Annotated in this window: 27 protein-coding genes and 2 pseudogenes; 17 read left to right on the top strand and 12 right to left on the bottom strand. The window is 70.5% G+C overall.

What is annotated here, in order from left to right:
• Positions 1–97, bottom strand: a pseudogene (locus ADL29_RS42990) (hydroxypyruvate isomerase); the annotation flags it as partial.
• A gap of 119 nt (positions 98–216) precedes the next feature.
• On the bottom strand, positions 217–2,004 hold the full coding sequence (gene gcl, locus ADL29_RS29720) for a glyoxylate carboligase (protein WP_211274414.1): 1,788 nt from the start codon (positions 2,002–2,004) through the stop codon (positions 217–219).
• Between the two features lie 550 nt (positions 2,005–2,554).
• Here gcl and ADL29_RS29715 point away from each other — a divergent pair.
• Positions 2,555–2,950, top strand: a complete 396-nt coding sequence (locus ADL29_RS29715; RefSeq protein WP_053926643.1) for a nuclear transport factor 2 family protein — start codon at positions 2,555–2,557, stop codon at positions 2,948–2,950.
• Between the two features lie 370 nt (positions 2,951–3,320).
• Positions 3,321–4,184 carry a YVTN family beta-propeller repeat protein gene (locus tag ADL29_RS29710; protein ID WP_063788563.1) on the top strand — a complete coding sequence of 288 codons (864 nt, stop codon included), beginning with the start codon at positions 3,321–3,323 and terminating at the stop codon, positions 4,182–4,184.
• A 153-nt stretch (positions 4,185–4,337) separates the two neighbouring features.
• Here ADL29_RS29710 and ADL29_RS29705 read toward each other — a convergent pair whose 3' ends face one another.
• Positions 4,338–5,564, bottom strand: a complete 1,227-nt coding sequence (locus ADL29_RS29705; RefSeq protein WP_053926642.1) for an acyl-CoA dehydrogenase family protein — start codon at positions 5,562–5,564, stop codon at positions 4,338–4,340.
• A 172-nt stretch (positions 5,565–5,736) separates the two neighbouring features.
• Here ADL29_RS29705 and ADL29_RS29700 point away from each other — a divergent pair, with 172 nt between their 5' ends.
• Entirely contained in the window at positions 5,737–6,384 is a 648-nt protein-coding gene (locus ADL29_RS29700) for a TetR/AcrR family transcriptional regulator (protein ID WP_053926641.1), read from the top strand.
• Positions 6,385–6,576: 192 nt separating this feature from the next.
• Here the strand turns inward: ADL29_RS29700 and def are convergent, their stop codons facing one another.
• Positions 6,577–7,143, bottom strand: a complete 567-nt coding sequence (def, locus tag ADL29_RS29695; RefSeq protein ID WP_053926640.1) for a peptide deformylase — start codon at positions 7,141–7,143, stop codon at positions 6,577–6,579.
• A gap of 200 nt (positions 7,144–7,343) precedes the next feature.
• On the opposite strand from def, the gene ADL29_RS29690 reads away from it, so the two are divergent.
• From ADL29_RS29690 to ADL29_RS44250, 5 genes are all read left to right on the top strand, one after another.
• Positions 7,344–8,582, top strand: coding sequence for a Mur ligase family protein (locus tag ADL29_RS29690; protein WP_046924317.1), 1,239 nt, complete (start codon positions 7,344–7,346; stop codon positions 8,580–8,582).
• 36 nt (positions 8,583–8,618) lie between these two features.
• Complete coding sequence (locus ADL29_RS29685) at positions 8,619–9,347, top strand: type 1 glutamine amidotransferase (protein ID WP_053926639.1); 729 nt, start codon at positions 8,619–8,621, stop codon at positions 9,345–9,347.
• A gap of 176 nt (positions 9,348–9,523) precedes the next feature.
• Entirely contained in the window at positions 9,524–10,549 is a 1,026-nt protein-coding gene (locus ADL29_RS29680; protein ID WP_046924319.1) for a 6-phosphofructokinase, read from the top strand.
• A gap of 112 nt (positions 10,550–10,661) precedes the next feature.
• Positions 10,662–11,621: a cytochrome c oxidase assembly protein gene (locus ADL29_RS29675; RefSeq protein WP_053926638.1), complete on the top strand. Its 960-nt coding sequence runs from the start codon at positions 10,662–10,664 to the stop codon at positions 11,619–11,621.
• A gap of 106 nt (positions 11,622–11,727) precedes the next feature.
• The gene (locus ADL29_RS44250) at positions 11,728–11,886 is read left to right on the top strand and encodes a hypothetical protein (RefSeq protein WP_046924321.1); all 159 of its coding nucleotides are present in this window, start codon (positions 11,728–11,730) and stop codon (positions 11,884–11,886) included.
• Between the two features lie 22 nt (positions 11,887–11,908).
• On the opposite strand, the gene ADL29_RS29670 is transcribed toward ADL29_RS44250, so the two are convergent.
• On the bottom strand, positions 11,909–12,313 hold the full coding sequence (locus ADL29_RS29670; protein ID WP_053926637.1) for an SSI family serine proteinase inhibitor: 405 nt from the start codon (positions 12,311–12,313) through the stop codon (positions 11,909–11,911).
• A 223-nt stretch (positions 12,314–12,536) separates the two neighbouring features.
• Between ADL29_RS29670 and ADL29_RS29665 the strand changes: the two genes are divergently transcribed.
• From ADL29_RS29665 to ADL29_RS29650, 4 genes and pseudogenes are all read left to right on the top strand, one after another.
• Complete coding sequence (locus tag ADL29_RS29665) at positions 12,537–12,983, top strand: SMI1/KNR4 family protein (RefSeq protein WP_053926636.1); 447 nt, start codon at positions 12,537–12,539, stop codon at positions 12,981–12,983.
• A gap of 42 nt (positions 12,984–13,025) precedes the next feature.
• A pseudogene (locus tag ADL29_RS29660) lies at positions 13,026–13,473 on the top strand (dihydrofolate reductase family protein).
• Positions 13,474–13,545: 72 nt separating this feature from the next.
• Entirely contained in the window at positions 13,546–14,274 is a 729-nt protein-coding gene (locus ADL29_RS29655; RefSeq protein WP_046924324.1) for a lysophospholipid acyltransferase family protein, read from the top strand.
• Positions 14,275–14,384: 110 nt separating this feature from the next.
• Positions 14,385–15,212 (top strand): TIGR02452 family protein, encoded by an 828-nt coding sequence (locus ADL29_RS29650; RefSeq protein WP_053926635.1) that lies wholly within the window; start codon positions 14,385–14,387, stop codon positions 15,210–15,212.
• Between the two features lie 107 nt (positions 15,213–15,319).
• On the opposite strand, the gene ADL29_RS29645 is transcribed toward ADL29_RS29650, so the two are convergent.
• The gene (locus tag ADL29_RS29645) at positions 15,320–16,960 is read right to left on the bottom strand and encodes an alpha/beta hydrolase (RefSeq protein WP_053926634.1); all 1,641 of its coding nucleotides are present in this window, start codon (positions 16,958–16,960) and stop codon (positions 15,320–15,322) included.
• 365 nt (positions 16,961–17,325) lie between these two features.
• Between ADL29_RS29645 and ADL29_RS29640 the strand changes: the two genes are divergently transcribed.
• From ADL29_RS29640 to ADL29_RS29625, 4 genes are all read left to right on the top strand, one after another.
• The gene (locus ADL29_RS29640; protein WP_046924327.1) at positions 17,326–17,709 is read left to right on the top strand and encodes a hypothetical protein; all 384 of its coding nucleotides are present in this window, start codon (positions 17,326–17,328) and stop codon (positions 17,707–17,709) included.
• 9 nt (positions 17,710–17,718) lie between these two features.
• Entirely contained in the window at positions 17,719–18,582 is an 864-nt protein-coding gene (locus tag ADL29_RS29635) for a hypothetical protein (RefSeq protein WP_053926633.1), read from the top strand.
• Positions 18,583–18,685: 103 nt separating this feature from the next.
• Positions 18,686–19,066: a roadblock/LC7 domain-containing protein gene (locus ADL29_RS29630; RefSeq protein ID WP_053926632.1), complete on the top strand. Its 381-nt coding sequence runs from the start codon at positions 18,686–18,688 to the stop codon at positions 19,064–19,066.
• A 96-nt stretch (positions 19,067–19,162) separates the two neighbouring features.
• Positions 19,163–19,537, top strand: a complete 375-nt coding sequence (locus tag ADL29_RS29625) for a roadblock/LC7 domain-containing protein (protein ID WP_053926631.1) — start codon at positions 19,163–19,165, stop codon at positions 19,535–19,537.
• Here ADL29_RS29625 and ADL29_RS29620 read toward each other — a convergent pair.
• The 6 genes from ADL29_RS29620 to ADL29_RS29595 all read right to left on the bottom strand — a co-directional run bounded on the left by ADL29_RS29620 (position 19,514) and on the right by ADL29_RS29595 (position 24,220).
• Complete coding sequence (locus tag ADL29_RS29620) at positions 19,514–20,347, bottom strand: urease accessory protein UreD (RefSeq protein WP_053926630.1); 834 nt, start codon at positions 20,345–20,347, stop codon at positions 19,514–19,516. The two genes, ADL29_RS29625 and ADL29_RS29620, sit on opposite strands and share 24 nt — an antisense overlap.
• Positions 20,344–21,054: an urease accessory protein UreG gene (gene ureG / locus ADL29_RS29615; RefSeq protein WP_053926629.1), complete on the bottom strand. Its 711-nt coding sequence runs from the start codon at positions 21,052–21,054 to the stop codon at positions 20,344–20,346. Before ureG ends, ADL29_RS29620 begins: the two co-directional genes overlap by 4 nt.
• Before the next feature lie 33 nt (positions 21,055–21,087).
• A complete protein-coding gene (locus tag ADL29_RS29610) occupies positions 21,088–21,762 on the bottom strand; it encodes an urease accessory protein UreF (RefSeq protein WP_053926628.1) in 675 nt (224 codons plus the stop codon).
• A 112-nt stretch (positions 21,763–21,874) separates the two neighbouring features.
• Entirely contained in the window at positions 21,875–23,596 is a 1,722-nt protein-coding gene (locus ADL29_RS29605; RefSeq protein WP_053926627.1) for an urease subunit alpha, read from the bottom strand.
• Positions 23,589–23,900, bottom strand: a complete 312-nt coding sequence (locus ADL29_RS29600) for an urease subunit beta (protein ID WP_053926626.1) — start codon at positions 23,898–23,900, stop codon at positions 23,589–23,591. The genes ADL29_RS29605 and ADL29_RS29600 overlap by 8 nt, the downstream gene beginning before the upstream one ends.
• A 17-nt stretch (positions 23,901–23,917) precedes the next feature.
• Positions 23,918–24,220, bottom strand: coding sequence for an urease subunit gamma (locus ADL29_RS29595; RefSeq protein ID WP_046924335.1), 303 nt, complete (start codon positions 24,218–24,220; stop codon positions 23,918–23,920).
• Positions 24,221–24,791: 571 nt separating this feature from the next.
• Between ADL29_RS29595 and ADL29_RS29590 the strand changes: the two genes are divergently transcribed.
• The gene (locus tag ADL29_RS29590) at positions 24,792–25,736 is read left to right on the top strand and encodes a M28 family metallopeptidase (protein WP_053926625.1); all 945 of its coding nucleotides are present in this window, start codon (positions 24,792–24,794) and stop codon (positions 25,734–25,736) included.
• The last annotated feature ends 82 nt before the right edge of the window (positions 25,737–25,818 follow it).

Genomic DNA, 25,818 nt, shown 5'->3' with positions numbered 1-25,818 from the left:
AGCCCGCCGCCCGTGCGGCCGCCGGCCGCTCCAGCAACGGAAGCTCGGTGAACAGAATCGACAGATTGACGTTGAAGCGCGTGTCCGTGAAACCCATGAGAGTCAGGCGCCCCTTCCGGATAGCGGATTTTTGTTTCTGTTTTTACGAGATGGTGGCGAGGCCGGGCGCGGGGGTCAAGCCGCGCCCGGCACACCACACGGGCCGGTCTTCCGGCCTCAGACCTTGAGGGGCTTGATCGCGGTGGGCGCGTGGCCCGGCTCGGTCGCGATCTCCTCGAATTCCTTGACGTTGCTCATGTCGACGTTGGGGCTCATCGAGATGTTGGTGATCCGCTCCAGGATCGCCTCGACGACGACCGGGACCTGGTGCTCGACGGAGAGCTTCTTGGCCTCCTCGAAGGCGGCACCCAGCTCGCTCGGGTCGGTGACGCGGATCGCCTTGACGCCCAGACCCTCGGCGACCTTGACATGGTCCACGCCGTAGACGCCGATCTCCGGAGTGTTGATGTTCTCGAACTCGAGGTTGACCTCGAAGTTGATGCCCAGGTTGCCCTGCGCCTGACGGATCAGACCCAGGTAGGCGTTGTTCACGAGAACGTGGACGTAGGGGACCTTGTGCTGGGCGGCGACCGCCAGCTCCTCGATCATGAACTGGAAGTCGTAGTCGCCGGACAGTGCGACGATCGGGGTCTCCCGGTCGGCGGTGGCGGCACCGATGGCGGCCGGGATGGTCCAGCCGAGCGGGCCGGCCTGGCCGCAGTTGATCCAGTTGCGCGGCCGGTAGACGTGCAGGAACTGCGCGGCGGCGATCTGGGAGAGGCCGATGGTGGTGACGTAGCGCGTCTCCGGGCCGAAGGCCTTGTTCATCTCCTCGTACACGCGCTGCGGCTTGATCGGGATGTTGTCGAAGTGCGTGCGGCGCTGCAGGGCGGCCTTGCGCTCCTGGGTGGAGGCGGCCCAGTCGCTGAAGTCGGGCAGCTTGCCCTCGGCCTTGAGCTCCTTCGCCACCTCGATGAAGAGCTCCAGCGCGGCCTTGGCGTCGGAGGCGATGCCGTAGTCCGGGGCGAAGATCTTGCCGATCTGGGTGGGCTCGATGTCGACGTGGACGAACTTCCGGCCCTTGGTGTAGGCCTCCATGTTGTAACCGGTGTGGCGGTTGGCCCAGCGGTTGCCGACACCGAGGACGAAGTCCGACTCGAGGAAGGTCGCGTTGCCGTAGCGGTGCGCGGTCTGCACACCGACCATGCCGGCGCTCAGCTCGTGGTCGTCCGGGATGGTGCCCCAGCCCATCAGGGTGGAGATGACCGGGATGTTGGTCAGCTCGGCGAACTCGACCAGCAGGTCGGAGGCGTCGGCGTTGATGATGCCGCCACCGGCGACGATCAGCGGGCGCTCGGACTCCAGCAGGAACGTGAGGGCCTTCGCGGCCTGGGCGCGGGTGGCCTGCGGCTTGTAGACCGGCAGCGGCTCGTACGTCTCCGGGTCGAAGTCGATCTCGGCCAGCTGGACGTCCATCGGCAGGTCGATGAGGACCGGGCCGGGACGGCCGGAGCGCATCAGATGGAAGGCCTGCTGGAAGACGCCCGGGACCTGCGCGGCCTCGAGCACCGTGGTCGCCGCCTTGGTGACCGGCTTGGCGATCGCGGCGATGTCGACGGCCTGGAAGTCCTCCTTGTGGAGCTTGGAGGTCGGGGCCTGGCCGGTGATGCACAGGATCGGGATCGAGTCCGCGATCGCGGAGTACAGACCGGTGATCATGTCGGTGCCGGCCGGGCCGGAGGTACCGATGCAGACACCGATGTTGCCCGCCTTGGCACGGGTGTAGCCCTCGGCCATGTGCGAGGCGCCCTCGACATGGCGGGCGAGGGTGTGGGCGATGCCGCCGCCCTCCTTCAGCGCCTTGTAGAAGGGGTTGATCGCCGCTCCCGGCACTCCGAAAGCGTTGGTCACACCCTCGCGCTTGAGGATCTCCACTGCGGCGCGGGCGGCTGTCATTCGAGGCATCGAGTACTCCTGCGTCGACCTGTCAGGGGCATGTTCCGGCGAAGGGGCCGGAGGGAACCAGAAGGAACCGGAAAGCTGTTTAATTCCGCATCATGGAATCAATGTTTTGCTTTATGGAAGGAACGTAGAGCGAGTCGATCCGCTCGTCAAGGGGATACGGGCGCGGGATGACTCGCCGGCGAACGAACAGCCGCGCCCCGGGCGACCCATCCGGGGCAGGGCTGGAGGATTGACGAGCGCCTGCTCAGGGGCCGTATGCGACGGCCGGGAGGGAGACGGCCGCCAGGGTGACGTCGCTCGCACCGCCGCGAAGGTCCGGGGAACCGGGCCTCGACTCCGTTGACATCCCGGACAACTGACGAAGCGTCAGTGAGGCCGAATCAGCGAAACGTCGGCCCGGCCCGCCCGGCGCCGCGCTGCCGGGTGGCGAGAGCACCAGGCTGCCGGTGCGTGCCGCCAGGGTGAACCGCCTAAAGTCGGCGAGGTGGGTTTGATCAACCCGACGGCAGCCCCGACAGCCGTCGGCAAGGAACAAAGGAACAGGAGACCCATGTCCCCGGACAGCGCGGACCCCACCATCCCCGAACGGTTCCTCGCCGCATTCCAGGCCCGCGACTGGGAGACGCTGCGCGGTCTGCTGGCGGACGAGATCACCTGGACCATGCCGGGAACCGGCACCATCTCCGGCACCGCCCACGGGGCGGACGCGGTCGTGCACCGGGCCCGGCACATCGCGGGCCAGGGCTTGCACACCGAGCTGCTGCACATACTTGTCGGCGCGCGTGGCGCCGCGCTCTCGCTCCGCAACAGGGCGACCGCCGCTGACGGCCGTCAGCTGGACGAATACCTCGCGACCGTGCTGACCACCCGCGACGGACGTATCACCGCCATCGACAGTTACCTCTCCGACGTCGACGGCATGAGCGCCTTCTTCACGACACCCTGATCCCGCCGCTCGGCGGGGCCGGGCGGTGTGCGGGGCTCAACGCCTGCGGACGACATTTCCTCCGACAGCCTCGGCCGGGGCCCGCAGAGGCCCGACGCCCGACCTCCGACGCCCGACGCCCGGCCTCCAACGTCCGGCCCGACACCGACAAGGCGGGCCGATCAGCCGCCCGGTCGAATCAACCTTCCGGCCGAACCGCCCTGGCAGCACCCGGCGACGGACCGAAGAATGGAAGGGTGACGCACACCGTCCCCTGCGCCCGCGAACGCCTCCGGCCGCCGGAGGGCCGTACGGACAAAAGCCTCCGGACCAGGCGGCATCGACGCCGCGTAGGGCCGGCAGGCCTCCAGGCCGCGCCGTGAGGGCGTACGTGACCAACGCGATGTCGAACGTCGTATCGGTCATCGACACCAGCAGCAACACCGTCATCACCACGATCCCCGTCGGCAGCTTCCCCTTCGGGGTGGCGGCGAATCCGAGCCTGGCTCGCGTCTACGTTGCCAATGTCTTCTCGGACACCGTGTCGGTGATCAGCACAAACAGCAACACGGTCACCGCCACCGTCCCCGTCGGCGACAGTCCGATCGCGGTGGCGGTGGGCCCGACCGGGGCCCGCGCCTACGTCACCAACACCGACTCGGACACGGTGTCGGTCATCGACACCAGCAGCAACACGGTCATCGCCACGATCCCCGTCGGCGACAGACCTGTCTGCGTGGCAGTCCATCCGACACAGGCCCGCGCCTACGTCACCAACGGCGACTCGGCGACCGTGTCCGTACTCAGCACCAACACCAATGCCGTGATCGCCACCGTCCCCGTCGGCAACCGGCCGAGCGGGGTGGCGGTGGACGGGCCCCGGGCCCGCGCCTATGTCCCCCTCGTCGGCTCGGAGGCCGTGTCGGTGTTCAACACCGACACCAACACGGTCATCGGCACCGTGCCCGCCGGCGACTTCCCGGTGTTCGTGGCGGTGGACACGACCCGGGCCCGCGCCTACGTCACCAACTTCGACGCGGACACCCTCTCGGTGATCGACACCGACACCACCACGGTCACCGCCACCATCCCGGCCGGCGACGGCCCTGGCGGGGTGGCCGTGGACCCCGCCGGACGCCGCGCCTACGTCACCGACGAGAACTGGGACGCCGTGTCGGTGATCGACACCGACACCAATACGATCACGGCCACCATCCCCGTCGAGGACGCTCCCGTAGGGGTCGCCCTCAAGTGAGGAACCGGCCCCACCAGGCCGGCAGCCCCGGCAGCCCGAGCGAACCCGCGCGTCCAAAGCCGCGCCGCCGCACAGCGCCGAAGCCCCACCCGGCCACGGGTGGGGCCTTCTCTCCACACTGCGGACCTCAGCGCGTTCTACCGGGACAAGGCCCTATCGGATCGGCATCCCCGACAGCGTCCGGGCGATCACCAGCCGCTGGATCTCGCTCGTGCCTTCGAAAATGGTGTAGATCGCGGCGTCGCGGTGCATCCGCTCCACCGGGTATTCGCGGGTGAAACCGTTGCCGCCGAGGATCTGTACGGCCTGGGCGGTGACCTTCTTGGCGACCTCGCTGGCGAAGAGCTTGGACATGGAGCCCTCGGCAGAGGTGAAGGGCTTGCCGGCCACCGCCATCCAGGAGGCGCGCCAGACCAGGAGACGGGCGGCGTCGATCTGGGTGCGCATATCGGCCAGCTGGAAGGCGACGCCCTGGTTGTCGATGATCGGGCGGCCGAACTGCTCGCGGGTCCTGGCGTACTCCAGGGCCTCTTCGTACGCGGCGCGTGCCGTACCGACCGCCATCGCGCCGACCGCCGGGCGGGACGCCTCGAACGTGGCCATCGCGGCATTCTTCACCCGCTCGCCACCGGCCTTGGCCTTCTCCCGGGCGCGGGCCAGGCGCTCGTCGAGCTTCTCCTTGCCGCCGAGCAGGCAATGGCCGGGGACCCGGACGTTCTCGAGGACGACCTCGGCGGTGTGCGAGGCGCGGATGCCGTGCTTTTTGAACTTCTGGCCCTGGGACAGACCGGGGGTGTTCGGGGGAACGATGAAGGAGGCATGCCCCTTGGAGCCCAGCTCGGGGTCGACGACCGCGACGACGACGTGGACGTTGGCGATGCCGCCGTTGGTGGCCCAGGTCTTGGTGCCGTTGAGCACCCACTCGTCCTTGGCCTCGTCGTAGACCGCGCGGGTGCGCATCGAGGCGACGTCCGATCCGGCGTCCGGCTCGGAGGAGCAGAAGGCGGCGACCTTGACGTCATCGGCGTCGCCGTACATCTGCGGGACCCAGGTGCCGATCTGCTCCTCGGTGCCGTTGGCGAGCACGCCGACGGCGGCGAGGCCAGTGCCCACGATCGACAGGGCGATACCGGCGTCGCCCCAGAACAGCTCTTCCATCGCCATCGGGATGCCCAGGCCCGTGGGGTCGAAGAACTGCTGCGCGTAGAAGTCCAGAGAATACAGGCCGATCTTGGCGGCCTCCTGGATGACCGGCCAGGGGGTCTCCTCGCGCTCGTCCCACTCGGCGGCGGCGGGGCGCATGACGTCCGCGGCGAAACCGTGAATCCAGTCGCGGACTTCCCGCTGTTCGTCGTTGAGCTCCATGGTGAACTCGGCCATGACCCCTCCTGCACTGCGGTCTGTGCTGCGATCTCTCGCATGTTACTTGCGGTAACGCCGAGTCTGTTACTCATCAGTAAGGGATGTCAACTCCCCGGGGTTCGAATTCGCCGTGGAGTTCGGGTGTTACGTTGCGCGAGCGCCACGGAGTCACGAGGGTGGGAGCACGACCATGGAAAACACACAGGACAGCGGCCGTCGGCAGACGGCGACCGAACGCAGACGGCGGGAGCTGCTGGAGGCCGCGGAGCGGATTGTGCTGCGCGACGGCCCGGACGCGTCGATGAACGCCATCGCCGCCGAGGCCGGCATCACCAAGCCGATCCTCTACCGGCACTTCGGCGACAAGGGCGGGCTCTACCGCGCGCTGGCCGTCCGGCACACCGACGCTCTGCTGGACAATCTGCGCACCGCGCTGGACGCCCCGGTCCTGCGCCGCGACCGGGTCGAGGCCACCCTCGACGCCTATCTGGTCGCGATCGAGACCCGGCCGCAGGTCTACCGTTTCCTGATGCACCCCTCCGACGAGCAGAGCCAGAGTGAGGCGGGCTTCGATGTGGGACGGCACTCCGCCCCGCTGCTGCGCCGGCTCGGCGAGGAGCTCGCCAAGGTGATCGCCGACCGGCTGGAGCTGGGACCCGACGGCGAGGAACGGGCGCGGGTGTGGGGGCACGGCATCGTCGGCATGATGCACGCGGCCGGCGACTGGTGGCTGCGGGAACGCCCCTGCTCCCGCGAGAAGTTGGTGCAGCATCTGACGGATCTGCTGTGGGGACAGCTCGCCACCGTCAAGGACCTCGCGGGCGGCCCCGGATTCTGAGCGGCGCCCTGGCGGTCACCGGCCCCTGGGGGGCGTTCGAACAGATCCCCTAGGGGATGCGTGGGCCCCCTGCGGGTCCACAACACGGTGGGGCGGGCCGGGCATTCCCGCCGCTCGCCGGTGTCGGCCGGGCGCCCGCGGCAAGCCGATCGCCCGCCCCGCAACCGGCCCGGGAATCCGGCGGCCGTCAGGTCAGGAATGCGGCGGCCGGACTTCGCCGTGGTCGGCCCATGGCGCGCGGGCGGCCGCGCGCAGGGCCCGTCGTCGCCTCAGTCCGGTGAGGTGGTCGACGTACAGGCCGCCGTCGAGGTGGTCGCACTCGTGCTGGAGGCAGCGGGCGAAGAAGCCGGTGCCGGTGACGGTCCGCGGCTCGCCGGTCGCGCTGAACCCTTCCACGACGGCGTGGTCGTGGCGCGGCGTACCGGCCTCGATACCAGGCAGCGACAGACAGCCCTCGGGTCCGCGGACGACCGGGCCGTCGGCCTCGACGAGCCGGGGGTTGACGAGATGACCGAGGTGGCGGCGGTCCTCGTCGTCGGGGCAGTCGTAGACGAACACCCGGAGCGGGACGCCGATCTGGTTCGCGGCGAGGCCGACGCCGTGGGCCGCGTACATTGTCGCGTACATGTCCTCGATCAGCCGGGCGAGCTCACCGTCGAAGGCGGTGACCTCCTGACAGGGCATGGTCAGGGCCGGGTCGCCGAGGAGGCGCATCGGGCGCGGGCGGCCGGTGCTGCCGGGGATCGTACGGGTGCGCATGGCGTCCAGCGTACGGTGATCGGGAAGCCTCCCCGGTCACACCGGATGTCGTCGCACGGGTGGCGGGGTTCGGGCCCACGGCCGGATCTCGATAGGCTGATCCCCGACCGAAGCCTCCGGCCGGTCGTCGGTTGCGGAGGAGGCGTTCCCCCGGCGGCCACGCGGCAGGCGGGCGCCGGATGCAAGGAGGATCAAGGACGATGGCAGGCAACACGGAGCCGCTGTCGCCGCGGGCCAAGCTGGCCGTGACGGCAGGCAAGGCCGCGGCGGCGGTATCGCGCGCGGCGGGCCGCGGCAGCGGATCGGTGATCGGTGGCCGGGTGGCGCTGAAGCTCGACCCCGACCTGCTGGCCCGGCTGGCCCGGCACCTGGACGTGGTTCTGGTGTCCGCCACCAACGGCAAGACGACCACCACGCGGCTGATCGCCGAGGCACTGCGGGCCAGCGGACCGGTGGTCTCCAACGCGCTCGGCGCCAATATGCCGGCGGGTATCACCTCCGCGCTGGCCGGCGGCTCGGACGCCAAGTACGGCGTCATCGAGGTCGACGAGAAGTACCTGGCGGGGGTGGCCCGGGATGTCACGCCGAAGGCCATAGCGCTGCTGAACCTCTCGCGCGACCAGCTCGACCGCGCCGCGGAGACCCGGATGCTGGCGGAGAAGTGGCGCGAGGGCCTGGCCGGCTCCAAGGCGCTGATCATCGCCAATGCGGACGACCCGCTGATCGTCTGGGCGGCCTCGTCGTCCGCGAATGTGGTGTGGGTCGCAGCGGGCCAGGAGTGGAAGGACGACGCCTGGTCCTGCCCGTCCTGCGGTGGCGTGATGCAGCGGCCGGGCGACGACTGGTTCTGCGGCGAGTGCGGTTTCCGCCGGCCGACGCCCAGCTGGGCGCTCTCCGGTGATCACGTACTGGACCCGCACGGCAGCGCCTGGCCGATCAAGCTCCAGCTGCCGGGCCGTGCCAACAAGGCGAACGCAACGACGTCGGCCGCGGTCGCCGCCGCCTTCGGGGTGCCGCCGCAGGTCGCCCTGGAGCGGATGTTCAGCGTGCAGGCCGTGGCCGGACGCTATGACGTGGTCTCGTTCCTGGAACGGGAGCTGCGGCTGCTGCTGGCGAAGAACCCGGCCGGCTGGCTGGAGACATTCTCGCTGATCGACCCGCCGCCGACCCCGGTGATCATGTCGGTGAACGCCCGCGGCGCGGACGGCACCGACACCTCCTGGCTGTGGGACGTCGACTACACCCGGCTCGCCGGGCACCCGATCTTCGTCCTCGGGGACCGCAAGCTGGACCTGGCGGTCCGCCTCGAGGTCGCCGGACTCGACTTCCAGGTGTGCGACAACATCGACGAGGCGGTGCAGATGGCCCCGCCCGGCCGGATCGAGGTCATCGCCAACTACACGGCCTTCCAGGACCTGCGCCGCCGCGTGGGCAACTGAGTGGAATCCACGGACTCGGGACAAGGACGAGCAAGCATGAGTGACAACAGTCTGCGCCTGGTGTGGATCTACCCGGACCTGCTGAGCACGTACGGCGACCAGGGCAATGCGCTGGTGGTGGAGCGGCGGGCGCGGCAGCGCGGTCTGGACGTACAGCGCCTGGACGTACGCTCCGACCAGGCCATTCCCACCTCCGGCGACATCTATCTGATCGGCGGCGGCGAGGACCGGCCGCAGCGGCTGGCCGCCGAGCGGCTGATCCGCGACGGCGGTCTGCACCGCGCGGTCTCCAACGGCGCGATCGTCTTCTCGGTGTGCGCCGGCTACCAGATCCTGGGCCATGAGTTCATCAACGACCTCGGCAAGCAGCAGGAAGGCCTGGGGCTGCTGGACGTGGTGAGCACCCGCGGCGAGGGTGAGCGCTGCGTCGGCGACGTGCTGGCCGATATCGACCCGAAGCTGGGTCTGCCCCCGCTGACCGGTTTCGAGAACCACCAGGGCGTGACGCATCTGGGCCAGACCGCCAAGCCGTTCGCCAGGGTGCGCTTCGGCAAGGGCAACGGCGTCGGCGACGGCTACGAGGGCGCGTACAACGACACCGTCTTCGGTACGTACATGCACGGTCCGGTGATGGCCCGCAACCCGCACATCGCCGACCTGCTGATCAAGCTGGCGCTGGATGTCAACGCGCTGCCCCCGGTGGACGACCGCTGGTACGAGGCGCTGCGCCAGGAGCGGATCGCCGCGGCAACCGCACCCGCCTAACCCCTTTCGCCCCTTTCAACACCCTTTCAACCCCTTTTCGTACGCCCGCAGTCGCACCGGCAGTCCGCACTGCGGGCGTACGTGTATCCCATGGCCCCGCGCTTGTAGGGTGAGCGGGATCCAACCGGACGACGGGGTCCGGGCCCCCGGTTGAATTGCAAAGGGTTTTTCGAGCAATGCGTATTGGTGTCCTCACCTCCGGCGGCGACTGCCCCGGTCTGAACGCCGTCATCCGGTCCGTCGTCCACCGCGCCACCGCCGATCACGGCGATGAGGTGATCGGCTTCCGCGATGGCTGGAAGGGCCTGCTGGAGTGCGATTACCGCAAGCTCGACCTGGATGCCGTCGGCGGCATCCTGGCGCGCGGCGGCACCATCCTCGGGTCGTCGCGGGTGCAGCCCGCCCATCTGCGGGACGGCGTCGAGCGGGCCCGCGGCCATGTCGCCGAGCTGGGCCTGGACGCGATCATCCCGATCGGCGGCGAGGGCACGCTGAAGGCGGCGCGGCTGCTGTCGGACGCCGGGCTGCCGATCGTCGGCGTACCCAAGACCATCGACAACGACATCGCGGTCACGGACGTGACCTTCGGCTTCGACACGGCGGTGGGCGTCGCCACCGAGGCGCTGGACCGCCTCAAGACCACCGCCGAATCGCACCAGCGGGTGATGATCGTCGAGGTGATGGGCCGCCACACGGGCTGGATCGCGCTGCACTCGGGCATGGCGGCCGGTGCGCACGCGATCGTCGTGCCGGAGCGGCCCTTCGACATCGACGAGCTCACCGCGCGGGTCTCCGCGCGCTTCGAGGCCGGCAAGAAGTTCGCGATCGTGGTCGTCGCCGAGGGCGCCAAGCCGCGCGAGGGCACCATGTCCTTCGACGTCGGCGGCAAGGACATCTACGGCCATGAGCGGTTCGCCGGTGTCGCCCGCCAGCTGTCCGTCGAGCTGGAGCAGCGGCTCGGCAAGGAGGCCCGCCCGGTCATCCTCGGCCATGTCCAGCGCGGCGGTACCCCGACCGCGTACGACCGCGTCCTGGCCACCCGCTTCGGCTGGCACGCCGTCGAGGCCGCGCACCGCGGCGAGTTCGGGATGATGACCGCGCTGCGCGGCACGGACATCACGCTGGTGCCGCTCGCCGAGGCCGTGGAGAGCCTGAAGACGGTGCCCGCGGAGCGGTACGGCGAGGCGGAGTGCGTGCTGTAGTTCCTGTGGTACCTGTCGTTCCTTGTTGTACGGACCGCCCCCGGCCGCTGTTCCGGCCGGGGGCGGTTCTAGTCTTGTCGCCGGAGCATTGGTACGAATCAGGAGCGAGCGGATGCATCACGGCGGGCACGGCATGGACGGCATGAACATGGATCTGCCGCCGTTCACGCTGGGGCGGGGGCTGGAGTTCGGTGGTGATCCGTTCTTTCTCGTCGGCTGCCTGCTGGGACTGCTGCTGTACGGCTGGGCGGTGCTCCGGCTGCGACGGCGGGGGGACGAATGGCCGGTGGGCCGGGTGATCGCCTGGGTCATCGGTGTGCTGTCGGTGGCTCTGGTGATGTGCACCAAGCTGAACGACTACGGCATGGCGATGTTCAGCGTGCACATGGTGCAGCACATGGTCATCAGCATGCTGTCGCCGATCCTGCTGCTGCTCGGGGCGCCGGTCACGCTGGCGCTGCGCGCCCTGCCGACCGCCGGGCGCGGCCGCAAGGGCCCGCGCGAAATCCTGGTGGCGCTGCTGCACAGCCGCTACATGCGGATCATCACGCACCCGGCGTTCACCATCCCCCTCTTCATCGCGAGCCTCTACGCCCTGTACTTCACCCCGCTCTTCGACTTCCTGATGGAGTCGCGGGCCGGGCACATCGGAATGATGGTGCACTTCCTCGCCGTCGGCCTGGTCTTCTTCTGGCCGATCATGGGCGTCGATCCGGGCCCGCACCGGCCGGGCTATGTGATGCGGATGCTGGAGCTGTTCGCGGGCATGCCGTTCCACGCGTTCTTCGGGATCGCGCTGATGATGGCCACGCAGCCGATGGTCGGCACCTTCCTGCACCCGCCGGCCTCACTGGGCATCGAGGCGCTGTCCGACCAGACGGCCGCGGGCGGCATCGCGTGGGCGTTCAGTGAGATCCCGTCCGTCGTGGTGCTGATCGCCCTGGTCTACCAGTGGTACAAGTCCGAGGAGCGCCAGTCGCAGCGCGCCGACCGCGCCGCCGACCGCAACGGCGACCAGGACCTGGCCGCCTACAACGCCTATCTCGCCTCGCTCAACGCGCGGGGGCAGTGACGCGGAGCCAGGTCATCTGGCGGTACGGGCCGCGGCCGGGGACGATGGTCCCATGGCCGCGGCCCGTGGCATGCGTGTTCCGGGCTGCCGTGAGGAGGTTGCGGGTATGCCCGGATCTGCCAAGACGATGGCCGTGTGCACGGTGAGCGGGCTGGTGATCGCGACCGCCTACACCGTGGCCCTGGGCGGCAACGGCTGGCTGTGGTTCCTGTGGATCGTGCTGGCGCTGGTGACGGCCGGGGTGGTGGCGACACGGCGGGTCTGAGCGCCCCGGGCCCCTCCGGGCCTCAGAAGCGGAAGACCGCCCCGGTGTCGGAGTCCAGGACGCAGGCGTTCGGGAACGACTTGCGCCAGGCCACCGGACGGCCGCGCCATTCGCCGGTCGCCTCGACGGTGATGGGGTCGTACTGCTTGGTGCACGGGCGCGGAGTCGCCGGCAGCTCGTCCAGGTCGCCGTCGGCCTCGGTCAGCGCCGCGCAGGCGGCCGCGCCGTGCGGATGGGTGCCGCGGGAGTCGGGGCAGACGAGCAGTACGCCACGGATCCAGGTGTTGCCCGCGCCGGACACCGTCAGGAAGAGGCCGCGGCGAGGCGGCTCGACCGCGGCTGCGGGGCCGCCCGGAGCGACGGCCAGAGCACCGAGAACGGCGGCGGTGAGCGCGGCGGCGCGGAGTGCGCGGCGGGCCTTGGGCATGCGGGCCTCCTGAGGGCGGCTCGGTGGGTTCGAGCACGGGTGCACGCGGGAAAGCGCACCCCGGCACGCGCCGACGGGCAAGCGGCCACGCCGTGAGGTCGCCCGTACGGGCTCGTCAACGGCGCTCTCGGGCCCGGCACTTCCGTGCCGTGCCGGTGCGGGCACGGCGGCCGGAACACGACGCGCGTGCCGGCCGGCCGCGCCGCCCGCATACGCTGCCCCTATGTGGAGAGACCTCGTCGGCCGGGCGTATGCCGGGGCCGGGTTCCGTACGCCCGCCGGCCCGGCTGGGCTGTCCGCGGCGGAGCGGCGCCTGGGGTGCCCGCTGCCGGCCGAACTCGCCGGTCTGCTGCGGGAAACCGACGGCGTGGCGGGTCCGTACGGCGTGGACACCGTCTGGCCGCTGGAGCGGATCGTCGAGCAGAATCTGCACTTCTGGAAGGACCGCTCGTTCGCCGGTCTCTACATGCCCTTCGACGCCCTGCTCTTCTTCGGGGACAACGGGGGCGGTGACCAGTTCGCCTTCGTCCGGACGCCGCCGCGTGCCGACGTCTTCGTATGGGAGCACGAGGACGACAGCCGGCGGTGGGTCGCGCGGGATCTGCGGGACTACCTGGGCCGGTCGCTCGCGGAGGGCGGGGACGACTGGTATCAGTGCGGCCGTCGGTAGCGAGAGGCTCCGGCGGGGGCTGCAGCGGCTCGGAGGCGGGACATGCGGAAGACCGTCTTGATGATGTCGGTGTCCCTGGAGGGGTTTTCCGAAGGGCCGGGGCGCGACATCGGCCGGCACCTGGTCGATGACGAGCTGCGAGTTCGCGGGTATCTGGCGGGACATGCCCAAGATCGTGTTCTCCCGGCCCCTGGAGCGGGCCGGCTGGAACACGACCGTCCTGCGGGGAGTCGACCCCGAGGAGATCAGGGCGCTCAAGGCGCAGCCGGGCGGCGATCTGGCGCTCGGCGGCGCCGGTCTCGCCGCGGCGTTCAGGGAGCACGGTCTGATCGACGAGTACCGCATCTACGTCCATCCGGTCCTCATCGGGCGGGGCACACCGCTGTTCCGGGCCTCGGACTCCAGGGTGGGTCTGCAGCCGGCCGAGACCCGGACCTTCGGCAACGGCGTTGTCCTGCTCCGCTACCGGACGGCGGGCCACGCCCGCTGATCCGGAACCCTCGCGCCCTGTCCGGGTGGCGGCTACTCTGCGTCGGCACAGTGACCACGGGGAGGTCTGCGGGTGTTCTACCAGCTGCTCAAGTACATCGTTCTCGGGCCGTTGCTGCGGCTGGTGTTCCGGCCGCGGGTCGAGGGGCTGGAGCATGTGCCGGAGGAGGGGGCGGCGATCATCGCGGGTAATCATCTGTCGTTCGCCGACCACTTCGTGATGCCCGCGATCGTGCCACGGCGGGTGACGTTTCTGGCCAAGGCCGAGTACTTCACGGGGCCGGGCCTGAAGGGGCGGCTGACCGCGGCGTTCTTCCGGGGTGTGGGGCAGATTCCGATCGACCGGTCGGGCGGCCAGGCGTCGCAGGCGGCGATCTCGTCGGGGCTTGCGGTGCTGCGCAAGGGCCGGCTGCTGGGAATCTATCCGGAGGGCACGCGGTCGCACGACGGGCGGCTCTACAAGGGGCGTACCGGGGTGGCCGCGATGGCGCTCAGGGCGGGGGTGCCGGTGGTGCCCTGCGCGATGATCGGCACCTTCGAGGCGCAGCCGACGGGGCGGCGGCTGCCGCGGGCGATGCGGATCACCATCCGGTTCGGGGCGCCGCTGGACTTCTCGCGGTACGCCGGGCTGGTGGACGAGCGGACCGCGCTGCGGGCGGTCACGGACGAGATCATGTACGCGATCCTGCAGCTGTCCGGGCAGGAGTACGTCGATGTCTACGCCGGTGAGGCGAAGGCCGCGGCGCAGACGGAGGCGAAAGCGCGGGCGCACGGACGCAGGGGCAACGGCGACCGGAACTGAACTGGCCCGCCCCGGGCCGCGCATCCGGGGCGGGCGGATAATCCGTCGCGGGGTGTGCCGCCCTCCCGTACCTTGATCGTCATGATGGATCGGATACGGGGGTGCCGACGATGAGCGCCCGGCTGCGCGGTATGGCGCAGGAGACGGAGCGGATCGTCGCCGCAGGTGCGTACCGCGCGCCCGGCGGACGGCTGGTGGAGATCGGGGCGGCGGTCGGACGGGCACGGGCCGGGACCCGGCTGTACGGGCCGGAGGCGGTCGCCGTCGAGGGCCCGGGTGCGGGCGTACGGACGGTTTTCGAGGTGACGGGGGAAGGCAGTCTCACGGCGGGCCGGCGGCTCGCCGAGGCGGGCGGCGGGCCGGTCGCGGTGCTGAACTTCGCCTCGGCGCGCAATCCCGGCGGCGGTTACCTCAATGGTGCGCAGGCCCAGGAGGAGGCCCTGTGCCGGGGGTCGGCGCTCTACACGTGTGTGCGCGAGGCACCGGACTTCTACGCCGCCCACCGGGCCGCGCCGAGCCCGTTCTACAGCGACCGGGTGATCCTCTCCCCCGGTGTGCCGGTGTTCCGTGACGACCGGGGCACGCTGCTCGAAGTGCCGTACGAGGCCGGGTTCCTGACGGCCGCGGCGCCGAACGCGGGGGTCATCGCCCGGCAGCGGCCGGCCGAGACGGGCCGGGTGGCGGGGGCGCTGGCGGCCCGTGCGGAACGGGTGCTGGAGGTCGCGGCGGTGTCCGGTCACCGCCAACTGGTGCTCGGGGCCTGGGGGTGCGGGGTCTTCCGCAACGAACCGGCGCAGGTGGCGGGGGCGTTCGCGGCCCTGCTGCTGGGCGACGGCCGGTTCGCCGGATGGTTCGACCGGGTGGTGTTCGCCGTGCTGGACCGGCAGGCGGACTCCCCCACCAGGGCGGCGTTCCATGAGGTGTTCGCGGGGCGGTAGGCCGGGCACAACAGGCCGGGCACTCAAGGGGATCGCTACGCAGAGTGAGAGGCGAACGGGCGGCCGGGAACTTCCCGGCCGCCCGCGGCGTTGGCACTGACGTGAGGTCAGGGAGCAACAGGCAGGCCGGAGGCACCCTTCGCGGTGGCCTTCGCCGTCTGCTTGCCCGGCTGCGGCGTGGCGTGCGGGGCGCACGTCACATCGTCCGCGTCGACCTTCCCGTCGACGAAGTAGGCGTCCACCCGCTCGTTGATGCAGGGGTTCACCTGGCCGGTGACACCGTGCGATCCGGCGTCCCGCTCGGTGATCAGCCGGGAGCCCGCGAACCGCTTGTGCAGCTCGACGGCGCCCTCGTACGGGGTCGCCGCGTCCCGGGTGCTCTGCACGATGAGCACGCTGGGCAGGCCCTTGCCGGTCTCGACCTCGACCGGCTTCTGCTGCTTGGCCGACCAGGTGGCGCAGGGCAGGTTCATCCAGGCGTTGGACCAGGTCATGAACGGTGCCTGCTGGTGGACCCGGGTGTTGTCCCGGTCCCACTTCTTCCAGCTGGTGGGCCACTTGGTGTCGGTGCACTCGACGGCCGTGTAGACGGCGTTGCCGTTCTCGGCCGCGATGTTGCCGGCGGTGTCCTTGAGGTCGGGCCCGGCGTTCTCGATCAGCGGCTTCTCGTCACCTGCGGCATACGCGCTCCAGACCTGGGCGACGGTGGCCCACATGGAGTCGTAGTACGGCGCGTTCTGGAAGAAGCCGGTGAGCTCGGCGGGGCCGACGACGCCGCCGATCGGGTTCTTCTTGGCGGTGGCGCGCAGCTTCTCCCAGGCCGCCTGGACCTTCTCCGGGGTGTCGCCGAGGTGGTAGGCCGCGTCGTTCTTCGCGACCCACTTCTTCCAGTCGCCCCAGCGGGTCTCGAAGGCGATGTCCTGGTCGAGGTTGGCCTGGTACCAGACCTTCTCGCGGGACGGGTTGACGACGCTGTCGACGAGCATCCGGCGGACGTGGCCCGGGAAGAGCGTGCCGTAGACGGCGCCCAGATAGGTGCCGTAGGAGACGCCCAGGTAGTTGAGCTTCTTGTCACCGAGCGCGGCGCGGATCACGTCCAGGTCGCGGGCGGTGTTGGGCGTGGTCATGTACGGCAGGAGGTCGCCGCTGCGCTCGGCACAGCCGTCGGCGTACTCCTTGGCGAGCTTGCGCTGGGCGAGCTTGTCGGCCTCGGTGTCGGGCACCGGGTCGGCCTTGGGGGCCTTGACGAATTCCTGCGGGTCCATGCAGGAGATCGCCGCGGAGTGGCCGACGCCGCGCGGGTCGAAGCCCACGAAGTCATAGGCCTTCGCGGTCTTGGCCCACAGCGGGTTCTTGGTGGTGATGCGGTTCGGGAACTTCATTCCCGAACCGCCGGGGCCGCCGGGGTTGTAGACGAGCGAGCCCTGTCGCTCGTCCTTGCCGCCGGTGCTGACGGCCCGGTCGACGGCGATCTTGATGGTGCGGCCGTTGGGCTTGGCGTAGTCGACCGGGACGGTGACATAGCCGCACTGGACGGGGGCCTTGAGGCCCCAGTCCGCGGGACAGTCCTTCCAGTCGATGCCCTTCTTGGCGGCGCGCGCGGCGGCGGTCTTGACGCCGCGGGCTTCGGCCGATCCGGGCTTGCGGTGGTGCTCGCCCGCGCTGGCGGGCGTGGCGGCTATCGCGCCTGCTATGAGCGTGCCGGTCACCAAGGTGCCGGCAGCGCCCAGCGCTGCTGTTCTTCTCACGTGGTGGTTCCCCCTGCTTGGTGCGCCGCTTGTGGCGACGATGATCACAGAGCTGGTTACAGGGGGATCCTGTCGTCTCCTGTCCCCTCCTGAACAGGTTTGACCACGGTTTCTTTACCAATCCGTAGGATTACCGCAGTTGAGGCCGGCCGACGGTGCGCTGCGATACGGCGCGGATCCGGCACACCCGTCGACGCCCTACCACGGCATGCGGCTTGGGCGGCACACAAGCGCCGACAATGGGCCGCCGAGCGTCGATAACACGTCAATTGCCGCGCACATGCCCTCCAGGCATGTGCCGGGCACACCGCCTTCAGTAACCTTCCGTGCGGGTTCCCCCACAGACTGCCACGAGGAGTTCAGAAGTGCCCGGTATCGATCAGGTGTTGGCCCAGGCGATGGGGATCCCCGGCGTGCTGGGTGCCGGACTGATCGACTGGACCAGCGGGCTGACACTCGGTACGGCCGGGCGGGCGCCGCACGCCGATCACGAGGCGACCGCCGCGGACACCGCGGAGGTGGTCCAGGCCGTGGTGCGCAGCGCCACGTTCGACACCAAGGGCGCCGACGGCCCGGACCTGGAGGACCTCATCATCACGGCCGCGGGCACCTACCACCTCATCCGGTTCGTGCACACCGCCTTCGACAGCCAGACCTATCTCCACCTCTGGCTCGACCGCGGGCAGGCCAATCTGGCCATCGCCCGGTTACGGCTGCGCGATCTGGCGGCGGAGCTGGTGGCGGCCTGAGCGCCCGCCATGCCCTTACCCATACCCCCCGGTCCGGCGGCCTCCGAATCGCCCGGCCCCGCCGCGTCCGGCGGGCCGCTCGACCGGTGCGCCGCGGAACGCGTCACCGGCGCCCTGCGCGGTCCGAACGGCTGCTTCTACCTCCGGGACGGCGCCGTGTACTGCGTCGAGGGCACCCCGGCGCCCGGGATCGAGGCCCGGCTCGGCGCGGCCGGACGGCTGACCGGGGACCGCTGGCGGCGGGCCCTCGAGACCGCGGGGCCGGACCACTGCGGCGGCCGGTTCCTGGTCGCCGAAGGGTGGCTGACGCAGAGCGAGCTGGAGATCTGCCATCTGGGCGCGCTCCTCGACGCCGCGTTCTTCGCGCTGCCGCTGGCGTCGGAGACCAGCTCGTTCACGCCGGGCAGCAGGCACTGGCTGGGCACCGTCCGCGGGATCAGCGCCGCCGCCCTCCAGCGGGCGACGGACCGCCGCCGGGCGCTGCTCGACCGGCTGCGGCCCTGGGCGGCGGTCGACGCCTCGCCCCTCGTCCCCCTCCCCCCGGCCCGCTCGGACCACTCCCCCACCACCTGCAGACAGCGCCGGCTGCTCGACCGCGCCGACGGCCGGCACACCCCGTACGAACTCGCCCATGCGCTGGGTCAGTCCGCCTTTGTGACGCTGCTCGACGCCCGCCGCCTCGCCGCGGCCGGGCTCATACAGGTGCCCACGGCGCCGACAGCCCTGCCGCGGCGGCGCCCCGGCGCCTGTAACCCCGTAACAGAAGGCCCTTCGCCGACCTGGCAACTACCGGTACCGGACATCCTCGAGACCGCCGATCCGGATATTGCCCTCCTTGTCCGACTCCGTACGGCACTGGAGGAAAACCTATGACCCCCTACCCACGCGAAATCCGGCCATGAGGCACGTATTCGGAAGGCGTGCCATCAAGCGGAACAACGAAAGAACCCGAAGAAACAGGAGAGCCGGGAGCCTTATGACGATCGAGCCCGATGTGCGGGAGGAATTGGTCGCCCTCCGCGATCAGGTACGGCATCTGCAGGGCGGAATGGTGGCCAGCGCGGACGGCATGGTCATTGCCCACGATCTGCGGGACATCGAACCGGACGGTCTCGCCGCGCTCACCGCCGCGGCCATCGGGGTCGCCAAACGCCTTACCGAAGCAACCGGTCAGGGCGGGTTCGAGGAATCCCTCACGCGCGGCACCGAGGGCTATATCGCGGCCTATTCGGCGGGCAGCCGCGCCGTCCTGACGGCAGTGGCCGGCCCGGACACCAATGTGGGCCGGCTGCACTGGCAGGCACGGCGGACCGCGGCCCGGATCGGCGCCCTGATGGACAGCCCGGCCCGCCCCTGACCCGCCCCTGACCCGCCCGGATCCCCCCGGGCACCCCCAGATACCGCCGGACACCCCGGACGCACCAAGAGAAACACTGAAAGGTCTGTAATTCCCATGGCACAAATGGAAGCCGCCCTCACCGACGCGATGTCGTCCATCGAAGGCGCCATAGGCGTCGCCCTGGTCGACTACACCAGCGGAATGGCCCTCGCCACGCTCGGCGACAACAACGCGCTGGATCTCAATGTCGCCGCGGCCGGCAACACCGATGTCGTACGGGCAAAGCTGCGCACCATGGAAATGCTGGAACTCCAGGGCGCCATCGAGGACATGCTCATCACGCTGACCGCGCAGTACCACCTGATCCGCCCCGTGACGGGAAAGAACGGCTCGGGGCTTTTCCTCTATCTGGTGCTGGACCGCAAGCGTGCCAACCTCGCGCTGGCACGCCACCGGCTGGCCCGGCTAGAGGCCGATCTGGAGGTGTGAGCGGGCGGCCTCGTCCAGCAGGTGCCGCAGCCGCAGCGCGTCCGGGGCAACGGCCGTGACCAGGGCGGCGGGGCCGGCGAGCGGGGCGAGAACGCCCTGCCCGGCGCCGTCGGCCGCCTCCCCCAGGAGCCGTACGCCGACCGGCTCGGCATACCGCTCCGGTTCCACCACGAGGAGCTGGCCGGTGGCGCGGTGGCCGTCCAGTACGGCCGCGGTGTCCCACCCGGGGGCGCCGGGCCCGTAGGCCGTCTCCTGGTCCAGGAGGGTGCGGCCGGCGCGGCGGACCGTCAGCCGGCTGCGCAGGGCGCCGGTCGGCTCGCCGGTGCGTCCCAGGACCTGCTCCTCGCGCAGGACGAGGCGTGCGGTGGGGGCCAGTTCGACGGTGGTGGTCATCCGCAGATCGCTGCCCGCGGCGGAGATCAGCGGTTCCGGGAGCCACTCCAGCCGGGCGCCGTCGGCCACCGTCAGCCGTACGTCGTAGGTGGCGTGTCCGGCGTTGCGGCCGGGCAGCGCGACGGTGGCCGCGGCGGCCGTGATGTGCAGCGCCGCCCCCTCCTCGGCCACCGCCTCGATGGCCAGCCGGTCGCCGCCGAGCGGGGCGCTCATGGCGCCGACGACGCAGACCCGCGCCTGGTGGCCGTATCCGCGGACACGGCGCAGCGCGAGCGGCCCGTCGCCGTCGAGCACCGGGAGGCGGGTGGCGCCTCCCACCCCGTCGGCACGTGCGGTGATCCGGGCGGTGGCCCGCAGACCGGCCGTCGGAAGGGCGGCGGTCCCCGGCCGGGCGGGTGCGGGTACGGCGAGGGTCATGCGGCGTCCGCGGTCCAGTGCGCGAGCTGGTGGCGGACCCAGTCCGCGACCGGCTTGACGCCGTTCTCGGCCTTCAGCGCGGTGAAGGCGACGGGCAGTTCGCCGCGCTGCGCCCTGGCGTCGCGGGCCATGCCCTCGAGGTCGACGCCGACGTACGGGGCGAGGTCGGTCTTGTTGATGACCAGCAGGTCGGCGGTGGTGACGCCGGGGCCGCCCTTACGGGGGATGTCGTCGCCGCCCGCGACATCGATGACGAAGATCTGGGCGTCGACCAGCCCCTTGGAGAAGGTGGCCGTGAGGTTGTCGCCACCGGACTCCACCAGCACCAGATCCAGCGGCCCGACCCCCTCGGCAGAAAACGCAGCCTCCAGGTCCTCCACCGCCTCCAGGTTGGCCGAGATGTCGTCACGGATCGCGGTGTGCGGACAGGCACCGGTCTCGACGGCCGCGATGCGCTCCGCGGGCAGTACCGCCTCACGGAGCAGGAATTCGGCGTCCTCGCGGGTGTAGATGTCGTTGGTGACCACGGCGATGGACAGCTCGTCGCGCAGAGCGCGGCACAGGGCGGCGACGGTGGCGGTCTTGCCGGTGCCGACCGGGCCGCCCAGGCCGATGCGCAGGGCGCGCCGCCTGCCGTCCGCCCGTACCGGGTCGGCGGCGCTGTAGGTGTGGCGTTCGGGGAAGGTGTCCTGGTGGTCGAGATGCATGCGGGCTCCTGGTGGTGCTGGGTAGTACGGGCGTCAGGACGCGAAGAGCCGTACCGGCCAGGCGGCGTGCGCTTCGGCGGTGATGTCGAGCAGCGGCGCGGAGGCGGCGGGCAGGGCGTCGGTTCCTTCGAGGGCGACGCGCGCCGCGGCGTCGGCGCCCTGCTGCGCGACCCGGTCGAGGTCGGCGGCGAGACGGGCGAGGACGGCGGTGGCGTCGAAGGGGTCCAGGCTCAGCAGGCGGACGGCCGCGGTGGCCGGGCCGCTGATGTTCTCGTACGCGACGGCGTAGGCGGCGTCGAGCGGCTCCAGTCCCGCGGACCGGGCGGCCACGCCCAGCACCACGGGCTGGTGGGCGCCGCGCGGGCGCGCCGCGGCGAGCGCGTCGAGGTCCGGCCCGGGCCAGGTGGCGCGGGCGGCCCGCATCATCTGCCGGCCGAGCTTGCGGGCTGTGGTGCGCAGCGCCGGTACGGGCGTACGGGCATCGGCGGCGTCGTCCAGGAGGAGCGGGTCGTGGCCGGCCGCGGCCGCCGCGGCGAGCCCCGCGGCGACCAGGCCGGCGGTGTGCAGCCGGCCCCGGCAGAAGCGCTCCAGGGTGACGGCGTCCTTGATGTGTCCCGCGGCGACGGCCGGTTCGGCGCCGCCCGAGTGGGCGTGCCCTCCGGCGGGGAACCGGCCGTCGGCGAGGACGAGCAGCGCTGCGCGGCTCATGCCGACACCTCGCTTCGCTCGGCTTCGCATTCGCTCAGCGCGCACCTTTGAATGATTCGCTCGCTACGCTCGCTCATCGGTGGTGCTCCGGATGGTTGCTCATGATGCCGCGTCAGAAGAGGAAGTACCGCTGGGCCATGGGAAGTTCGGCGGCCGGTGCGGGTTCGACCACCTCGCCGTCGATGGCCACCGTGAAGGTGTCGGGGTCGACCTGGACACGGGGCAGCGCGTCGTTGTTGCGCATATCCGCCTTGGTGACGCCGCGGGTGGAGCGGATCGCCTCGTACCGCTTGGCCAGCGGCAGACGCTCGGGGAGACCGTCCTCGAGGGCCTGTGCGGAGACGAAGTTGACGGAGTTGCTGCCCGGGGCCTTGCCCGTCGCGCCGAACATGGGGCGGGGCAGGACCGGCTGCGGCGTGGGGATGGACGCATTGGCGTCGCCCATCTGGGCATAGGCGATCTGGCCGCCCTTGATGACCAGCTGCGGTTTGACGCCGAAGAAGGCCGGGTCCCACAGGACGAGGTCGGCGAGCTTGCCCTCCTCGACCGAGCCGACAATGTGGTCGATGCCCTGGGCGAGGGCAGCGTTGACGGTGTACTTCGCGACGTAGCGGCGGGCCCGGTTGTTGTCGGCCCTGCCGTCGCCCGCCAGCGCTCCCCGGCGCCGCTTCATGACGTGCGCGGTCTGCCACGTACGCAGCACGACCTCGCCGATGCGGCCCATGGCCTGGGCGTCGGAGGACATGATCGAGATGGCGCCGAGGTCGTGCAGGATGTCCTCGGCGGCGATCGTGGCGGGGCGGATCCGGGACTCGGCGAAGGCGAGGTCCTCGGGGACGGCGGGGTTGAGGTGGTGACAGACCATCAGCATGTCGAGGTGTTCCTCGACGGTGTTGACGGTGTGCGGCCGCGTGGGGTTGGTGGACGCGGGCAGCACATTCGGCTCGGAGACCATCGCGATCATGTCGGGGGCGTGGCCGCCGCCGGCGCCCTCGACGTGGAAGGCGTGGATCGAGCGGCCGGCGATGGCGGCGAGGGTGTCGCCGAGGAAGCCCGCCTCGTTCAGCGTGTCCGTGTGAATCGCGAGCTGCGCGCCGCTCTCCTCGCAGACGCGCAGACAGGCGTCGAGGACGGCCGGGGTGGCGCCCCAGTCCTCGTGGATCTTGAAGCCGAGGATGCCGGCCCGCAGCTGGTCGCGCATGGAGGCGAGGGAGGTGGTGTTGCCCTTGCCGAGCAGCCCGACGTTGACCGGCAGCGCGTCCATCGCCTCGAACATCCGGGCCACGTGCCAGGCACCGGGGGTGATGGTGGTGGCCTTGCTGCCCTCGGCCGGTCCGGTGCCGCCGCCGATCATCGTGGTGACGCCGGAGGCCAGCGCCTCGTCCGCCTGCTGGGGGCAGATGAAGTGGACGTGGGTGTCGATGGCGCCGGCGGTGAGGATCTTGCCGTTGCCCGCGATGATCTCGGTCTCCGGGCCGATGACGAGGTCGGGGTGGACGCCGTCCATGGTGTCGGGGTTGCCGGCCTTGCCGAGCGCGACGATCCGGCCGTCCCGGATGCCGACGTCGGCCTTGACGATGCCCCAGTGGTCGAGGACGACGACGCCGGTGATCACGGTGTCGGGGGTGCCCTCGGCGCGGGTGGCGCGGGACTGCCCCATGGACTCGCGGATCACCTTGCCGCCGCCGAAGACGGCCTCGTCGCCGGCCCGGCCGGGGCCGCCGGAGCGGTCCTCGGTGATCTCGATGACCAGGTCGGTGTCGGCGAGCCGGATCCGGTCGCCGGCGGTCGGGCCGAAGAGATCGGCGTAGGCCTGGCGGGTCAGCTCAGCCATCGAGGGTTCCTCCGGTCTCGCCGCGCAGGCCCGCGACGATCCGCTTGCCCCCGAGGGGGACGAGTTCGACCTCGGTGGGGATGCCGGGCTCGAAGCGCACGGCGGAGCCGGCCGCGACATTGAGCCGCATGCCGTGCGCGGCCGCGCGGTCGAAGTCCAGGCCGGGATTGGCCTCGGCGAAGTGGTAGTGGGAGCCGACCTGGACGGGGCGGTCGGCGGCGTTGAGGACGGTCATGCGCGTGAGGGGGAGGCCTTCGTTGAGGCGCACCGGCTCGTCGGCACAGAGGATCTGTCCCGGGATCATCTTCGGCTCTCCCGTGGTCAGTTGATGGGTTCGTGAACGGTGACGAGCTTGGTGCCGTCGGGGAAGGTGGCCTCGACCTGCACGTCGTGGATCATCTCCGCGACGCCTTCCATGACGTCGTCGCGGCTGAGCACCTTGCGCCCGGAGGACATCAGCTCGGCGACGGTACGGCCGTCGCGGGCGCCTTCGAGGATGTGCACGGTGAGCAGCGCGAGGGATTCCGGGTGGTTGAGCTTCAGCCCTCTGGACCGACGCTTTTCGGCCACGTCTGCCGCCACATGAATCATCAAGCGTTCTTGTTCATGCGGGGTCAGTTGCATACGTTCCCACCTCACAGTCTTCCCGCCCGGGACGCATTTACCCAGGTCACGGGCGTGGATACACCCGCGACGATAGGTGTACCACGCAGTAATTAAAGGAGGAGCAAACCGACTTCCAGCACTTGGCCATCAAGCGCCCCACACCTGGAGGCTAGTTCGGCGGGATTTCGACGACGTTACGGTCAGAGACAACTCGACACCCGTGATGAGGCTCGCCGTAACGTCGCGGCACCACGCGCGTTACACGACGGCAACCCGGCTCCGGAAGCGCCGTACGGGGCCGCAGCCCTTTGTCCGTACACGGAGACATGCGGCGCAATCCGTATCCCCAAGTCACTCCCGCCCCACAGAACGGGCGCAGAGCGGACGCCGAACGGGCGCCGAACAGGCACGGAAACGGACATTCAACACCGCACGCATATCACCACGATCGCCATGAATCAGACACGTCCCGCTCTCCGAACACAGCTGTCCGGTATCCGCTCTTGACGATCTTCAACGTGATCGCGATCCTCATGTGCGCGTCAAAACGCTCCGCACCAACCCCCCACACCAGTATCGGAGCCTTACTGTGTCCCGTTCTGTACGAATACGCCGGGCCGCGCTGGCCACCGGCACCGTCGCCGCCGTCGCCGCCACCCTCTTCACCGCGGCCGGCGCCTACGCCGGCTCCGCGCCGGCCGACGCCCCGGACGTCGACGTCAAGGCCGTCCAGGCACACCTGGGCCAGCTGCAGTCGATCGCCGACGCCAACGGCGGAAACCGCGCCCACGGACAGCCCGGCTACAAGGCGTCCATCGACTACGTCAAGGGCAAGCTGGACCAGGCCGGATTCACCACCCAGGTCCAGGAGTTCGACAACAACGGCTCCACCGGCTACAACCTCATCGCCGACTGGCCGGGCGGCGACGAGGGCAAGACCGTGATGACCGGCGCCCACCTGGACTCGGTCGACGCGGGCCCGGGTATCAACGACAACGGCTCCGGCTCGGCCGGCATCCTCGAGGTCGCCCTGACCGTCGCCAAGTCGGGCCTCAAGCCCGCCAAGCACCTGCGGTTCGCCTGGTTCGGCGACGAAGAGGACGGCATGGTCGGTTCGCAGGCCTACGTCGACAAGCTCGGCGCCGACAAGTCGAAGATCGACGCCTATCTGAACTTCGACATGATCGGCTCCCCGAACCCCGGGTACTTCGTCTACGACGACGACCCGCGCCTGGAGAAGGTCTTCAAGGACTGGTTCGCGACGAAGAACATCGCCACCGAGAAGGAGACCGAGGGCGACGGCCGCTCGGACCACGCCTCCTTCAAGGACGCGGGCATCCCGGTCGGCGGTCTCTTCTCGGGCGCCGACTACATCAAGACCAAGGAGCAGGCGAAGAACTGGGGCGGCGAGGCGGGCAAGGCGTTCGACGCCTGCTACCACCAGTCCTGCGACACGTCGAAGAACATCGACGAGAAGGCGCTGGACAACAACAGCGACGCCATCGCCAACGCGCTGTGGAAGCTGAGCTCCTGAGCGGCCGCAGGGGCGGCCCTGGGGGCGGTCCTAGGGTTTTCCCCTAAGGGTCCGCAGCACCCCAGGCCGATACCTACCCCTC

The sequence above is a fragment of the Streptomyces chattanoogensis genome (genome assembly GCF_001294335.1).
GTDB lineage: Bacteria > Actinomycetota > Actinomycetes > Streptomycetales > Streptomycetaceae > Streptomyces > Streptomyces chattanoogensis.
The sequence above is the reverse complement of the archived record's forward strand: the minus strand, read 5'-3'. Positions and strand labels throughout refer to the sequence as shown.

What these genes read in the sequence shown, in the direction of transcription:
- gcl (WP_211274414.1), bottom strand. Translation starts at nt 2,004, where the DNA reads ATGCCTCGAATGACAGCCGCCCGCGCCGCAGTGGAGATCCTCAAGCGC.
- ADL29_RS29715 (WP_053926643.1), top strand. Translation starts at nt 2,555, where the DNA reads ATGTCCCCGGACAGCGCGGACCCCACCATCCCCGAACGGTTCCTCGCC.
- ADL29_RS29705 (WP_053926642.1), bottom strand. Translation starts at nt 5,564, where the DNA reads ATGGCCGAGTTCACCATGGAGCTCAACGACGAACAGCGGGAAGTCCGC.
- ADL29_RS29700 (WP_053926641.1), top strand. Translation starts at nt 5,737, where the DNA reads ATGGAAAACACACAGGACAGCGGCCGTCGGCAGACGGCGACCGAACGC.
- def (WP_053926640.1), bottom strand. Translation starts at nt 7,143, where the DNA reads ATGCGCACCCGTACGATCCCCGGCAGCACCGGCCGCCCGCGCCCGATG.
- ADL29_RS29690 (WP_046924317.1), top strand. Translation starts at nt 7,344, where the DNA reads ATGGCAGGCAACACGGAGCCGCTGTCGCCGCGGGCCAAGCTGGCCGTG.
- ADL29_RS29685 (WP_053926639.1), top strand. Translation starts at nt 8,619, where the DNA reads ATGAGTGACAACAGTCTGCGCCTGGTGTGGATCTACCCGGACCTGCTG.
- ADL29_RS29680 (WP_046924319.1), top strand. Translation starts at nt 9,524, where the DNA reads ATGCGTATTGGTGTCCTCACCTCCGGCGGCGACTGCCCCGGTCTGAAC.
- ADL29_RS29675 (WP_053926638.1), top strand. Translation starts at nt 10,662, where the DNA reads ATGCATCACGGCGGGCACGGCATGGACGGCATGAACATGGATCTGCCG.
- ADL29_RS44250 (WP_046924321.1), top strand. Translation starts at nt 11,728, where the DNA reads ATGCCCGGATCTGCCAAGACGATGGCCGTGTGCACGGTGAGCGGGCTG.
- ADL29_RS29670 (WP_053926637.1), bottom strand. Translation starts at nt 12,313, where the DNA reads ATGCCCAAGGCCCGCCGCGCACTCCGCGCCGCCGCGCTCACCGCCGCC.
- ADL29_RS29665 (WP_053926636.1), top strand. Translation starts at nt 12,537, where the DNA reads ATGTGGAGAGACCTCGTCGGCCGGGCGTATGCCGGGGCCGGGTTCCGT.
- ADL29_RS29650 (WP_053926635.1), top strand. Translation starts at nt 14,385, where the DNA reads ATGAGCGCCCGGCTGCGCGGTATGGCGCAGGAGACGGAGCGGATCGTC.
- ADL29_RS29635 (WP_053926633.1), top strand. Translation starts at nt 17,719, where the DNA reads ATGCCCTTACCCATACCCCCCGGTCCGGCGGCCTCCGAATCGCCCGGC.
- ADL29_RS29630 (WP_053926632.1), top strand. Translation starts at nt 18,686, where the DNA reads ATGACGATCGAGCCCGATGTGCGGGAGGAATTGGTCGCCCTCCGCGAT.
- ADL29_RS29625 (WP_053926631.1), top strand. Translation starts at nt 19,163, where the DNA reads ATGGCACAAATGGAAGCCGCCCTCACCGACGCGATGTCGTCCATCGAA.
- ADL29_RS29620 (WP_053926630.1), bottom strand. Translation starts at nt 20,347, where the DNA reads ATGACCCTCGCCGTACCCGCACCCGCCCGGCCGGGGACCGCCGCCCTT.
- ureG (WP_053926629.1), bottom strand. Translation starts at nt 21,054, where the DNA reads ATGCATCTCGACCACCAGGACACCTTCCCCGAACGCCACACCTACAGC.
- ADL29_RS29610 (WP_053926628.1), bottom strand. Translation starts at nt 21,762, where the DNA reads ATGAGCCGCGCAGCGCTGCTCGTCCTCGCCGACGGCCGGTTCCCCGCC.
- ADL29_RS29605 (WP_053926627.1), bottom strand. Translation starts at nt 23,596, where the DNA reads ATGGCTGAGCTGACCCGCCAGGCCTACGCCGATCTCTTCGGCCCGACC.
- ADL29_RS29600 (WP_053926626.1), bottom strand. Translation starts at nt 23,900, where the DNA reads ATGATCCCGGGACAGATCCTCTGTGCCGACGAGCCGGTGCGCCTCAAC.
- ADL29_RS29595 (WP_046924335.1), bottom strand. Translation starts at nt 24,220, where the DNA reads ATGCAACTGACCCCGCATGAACAAGAACGCTTGATGATTCATGTGGCG.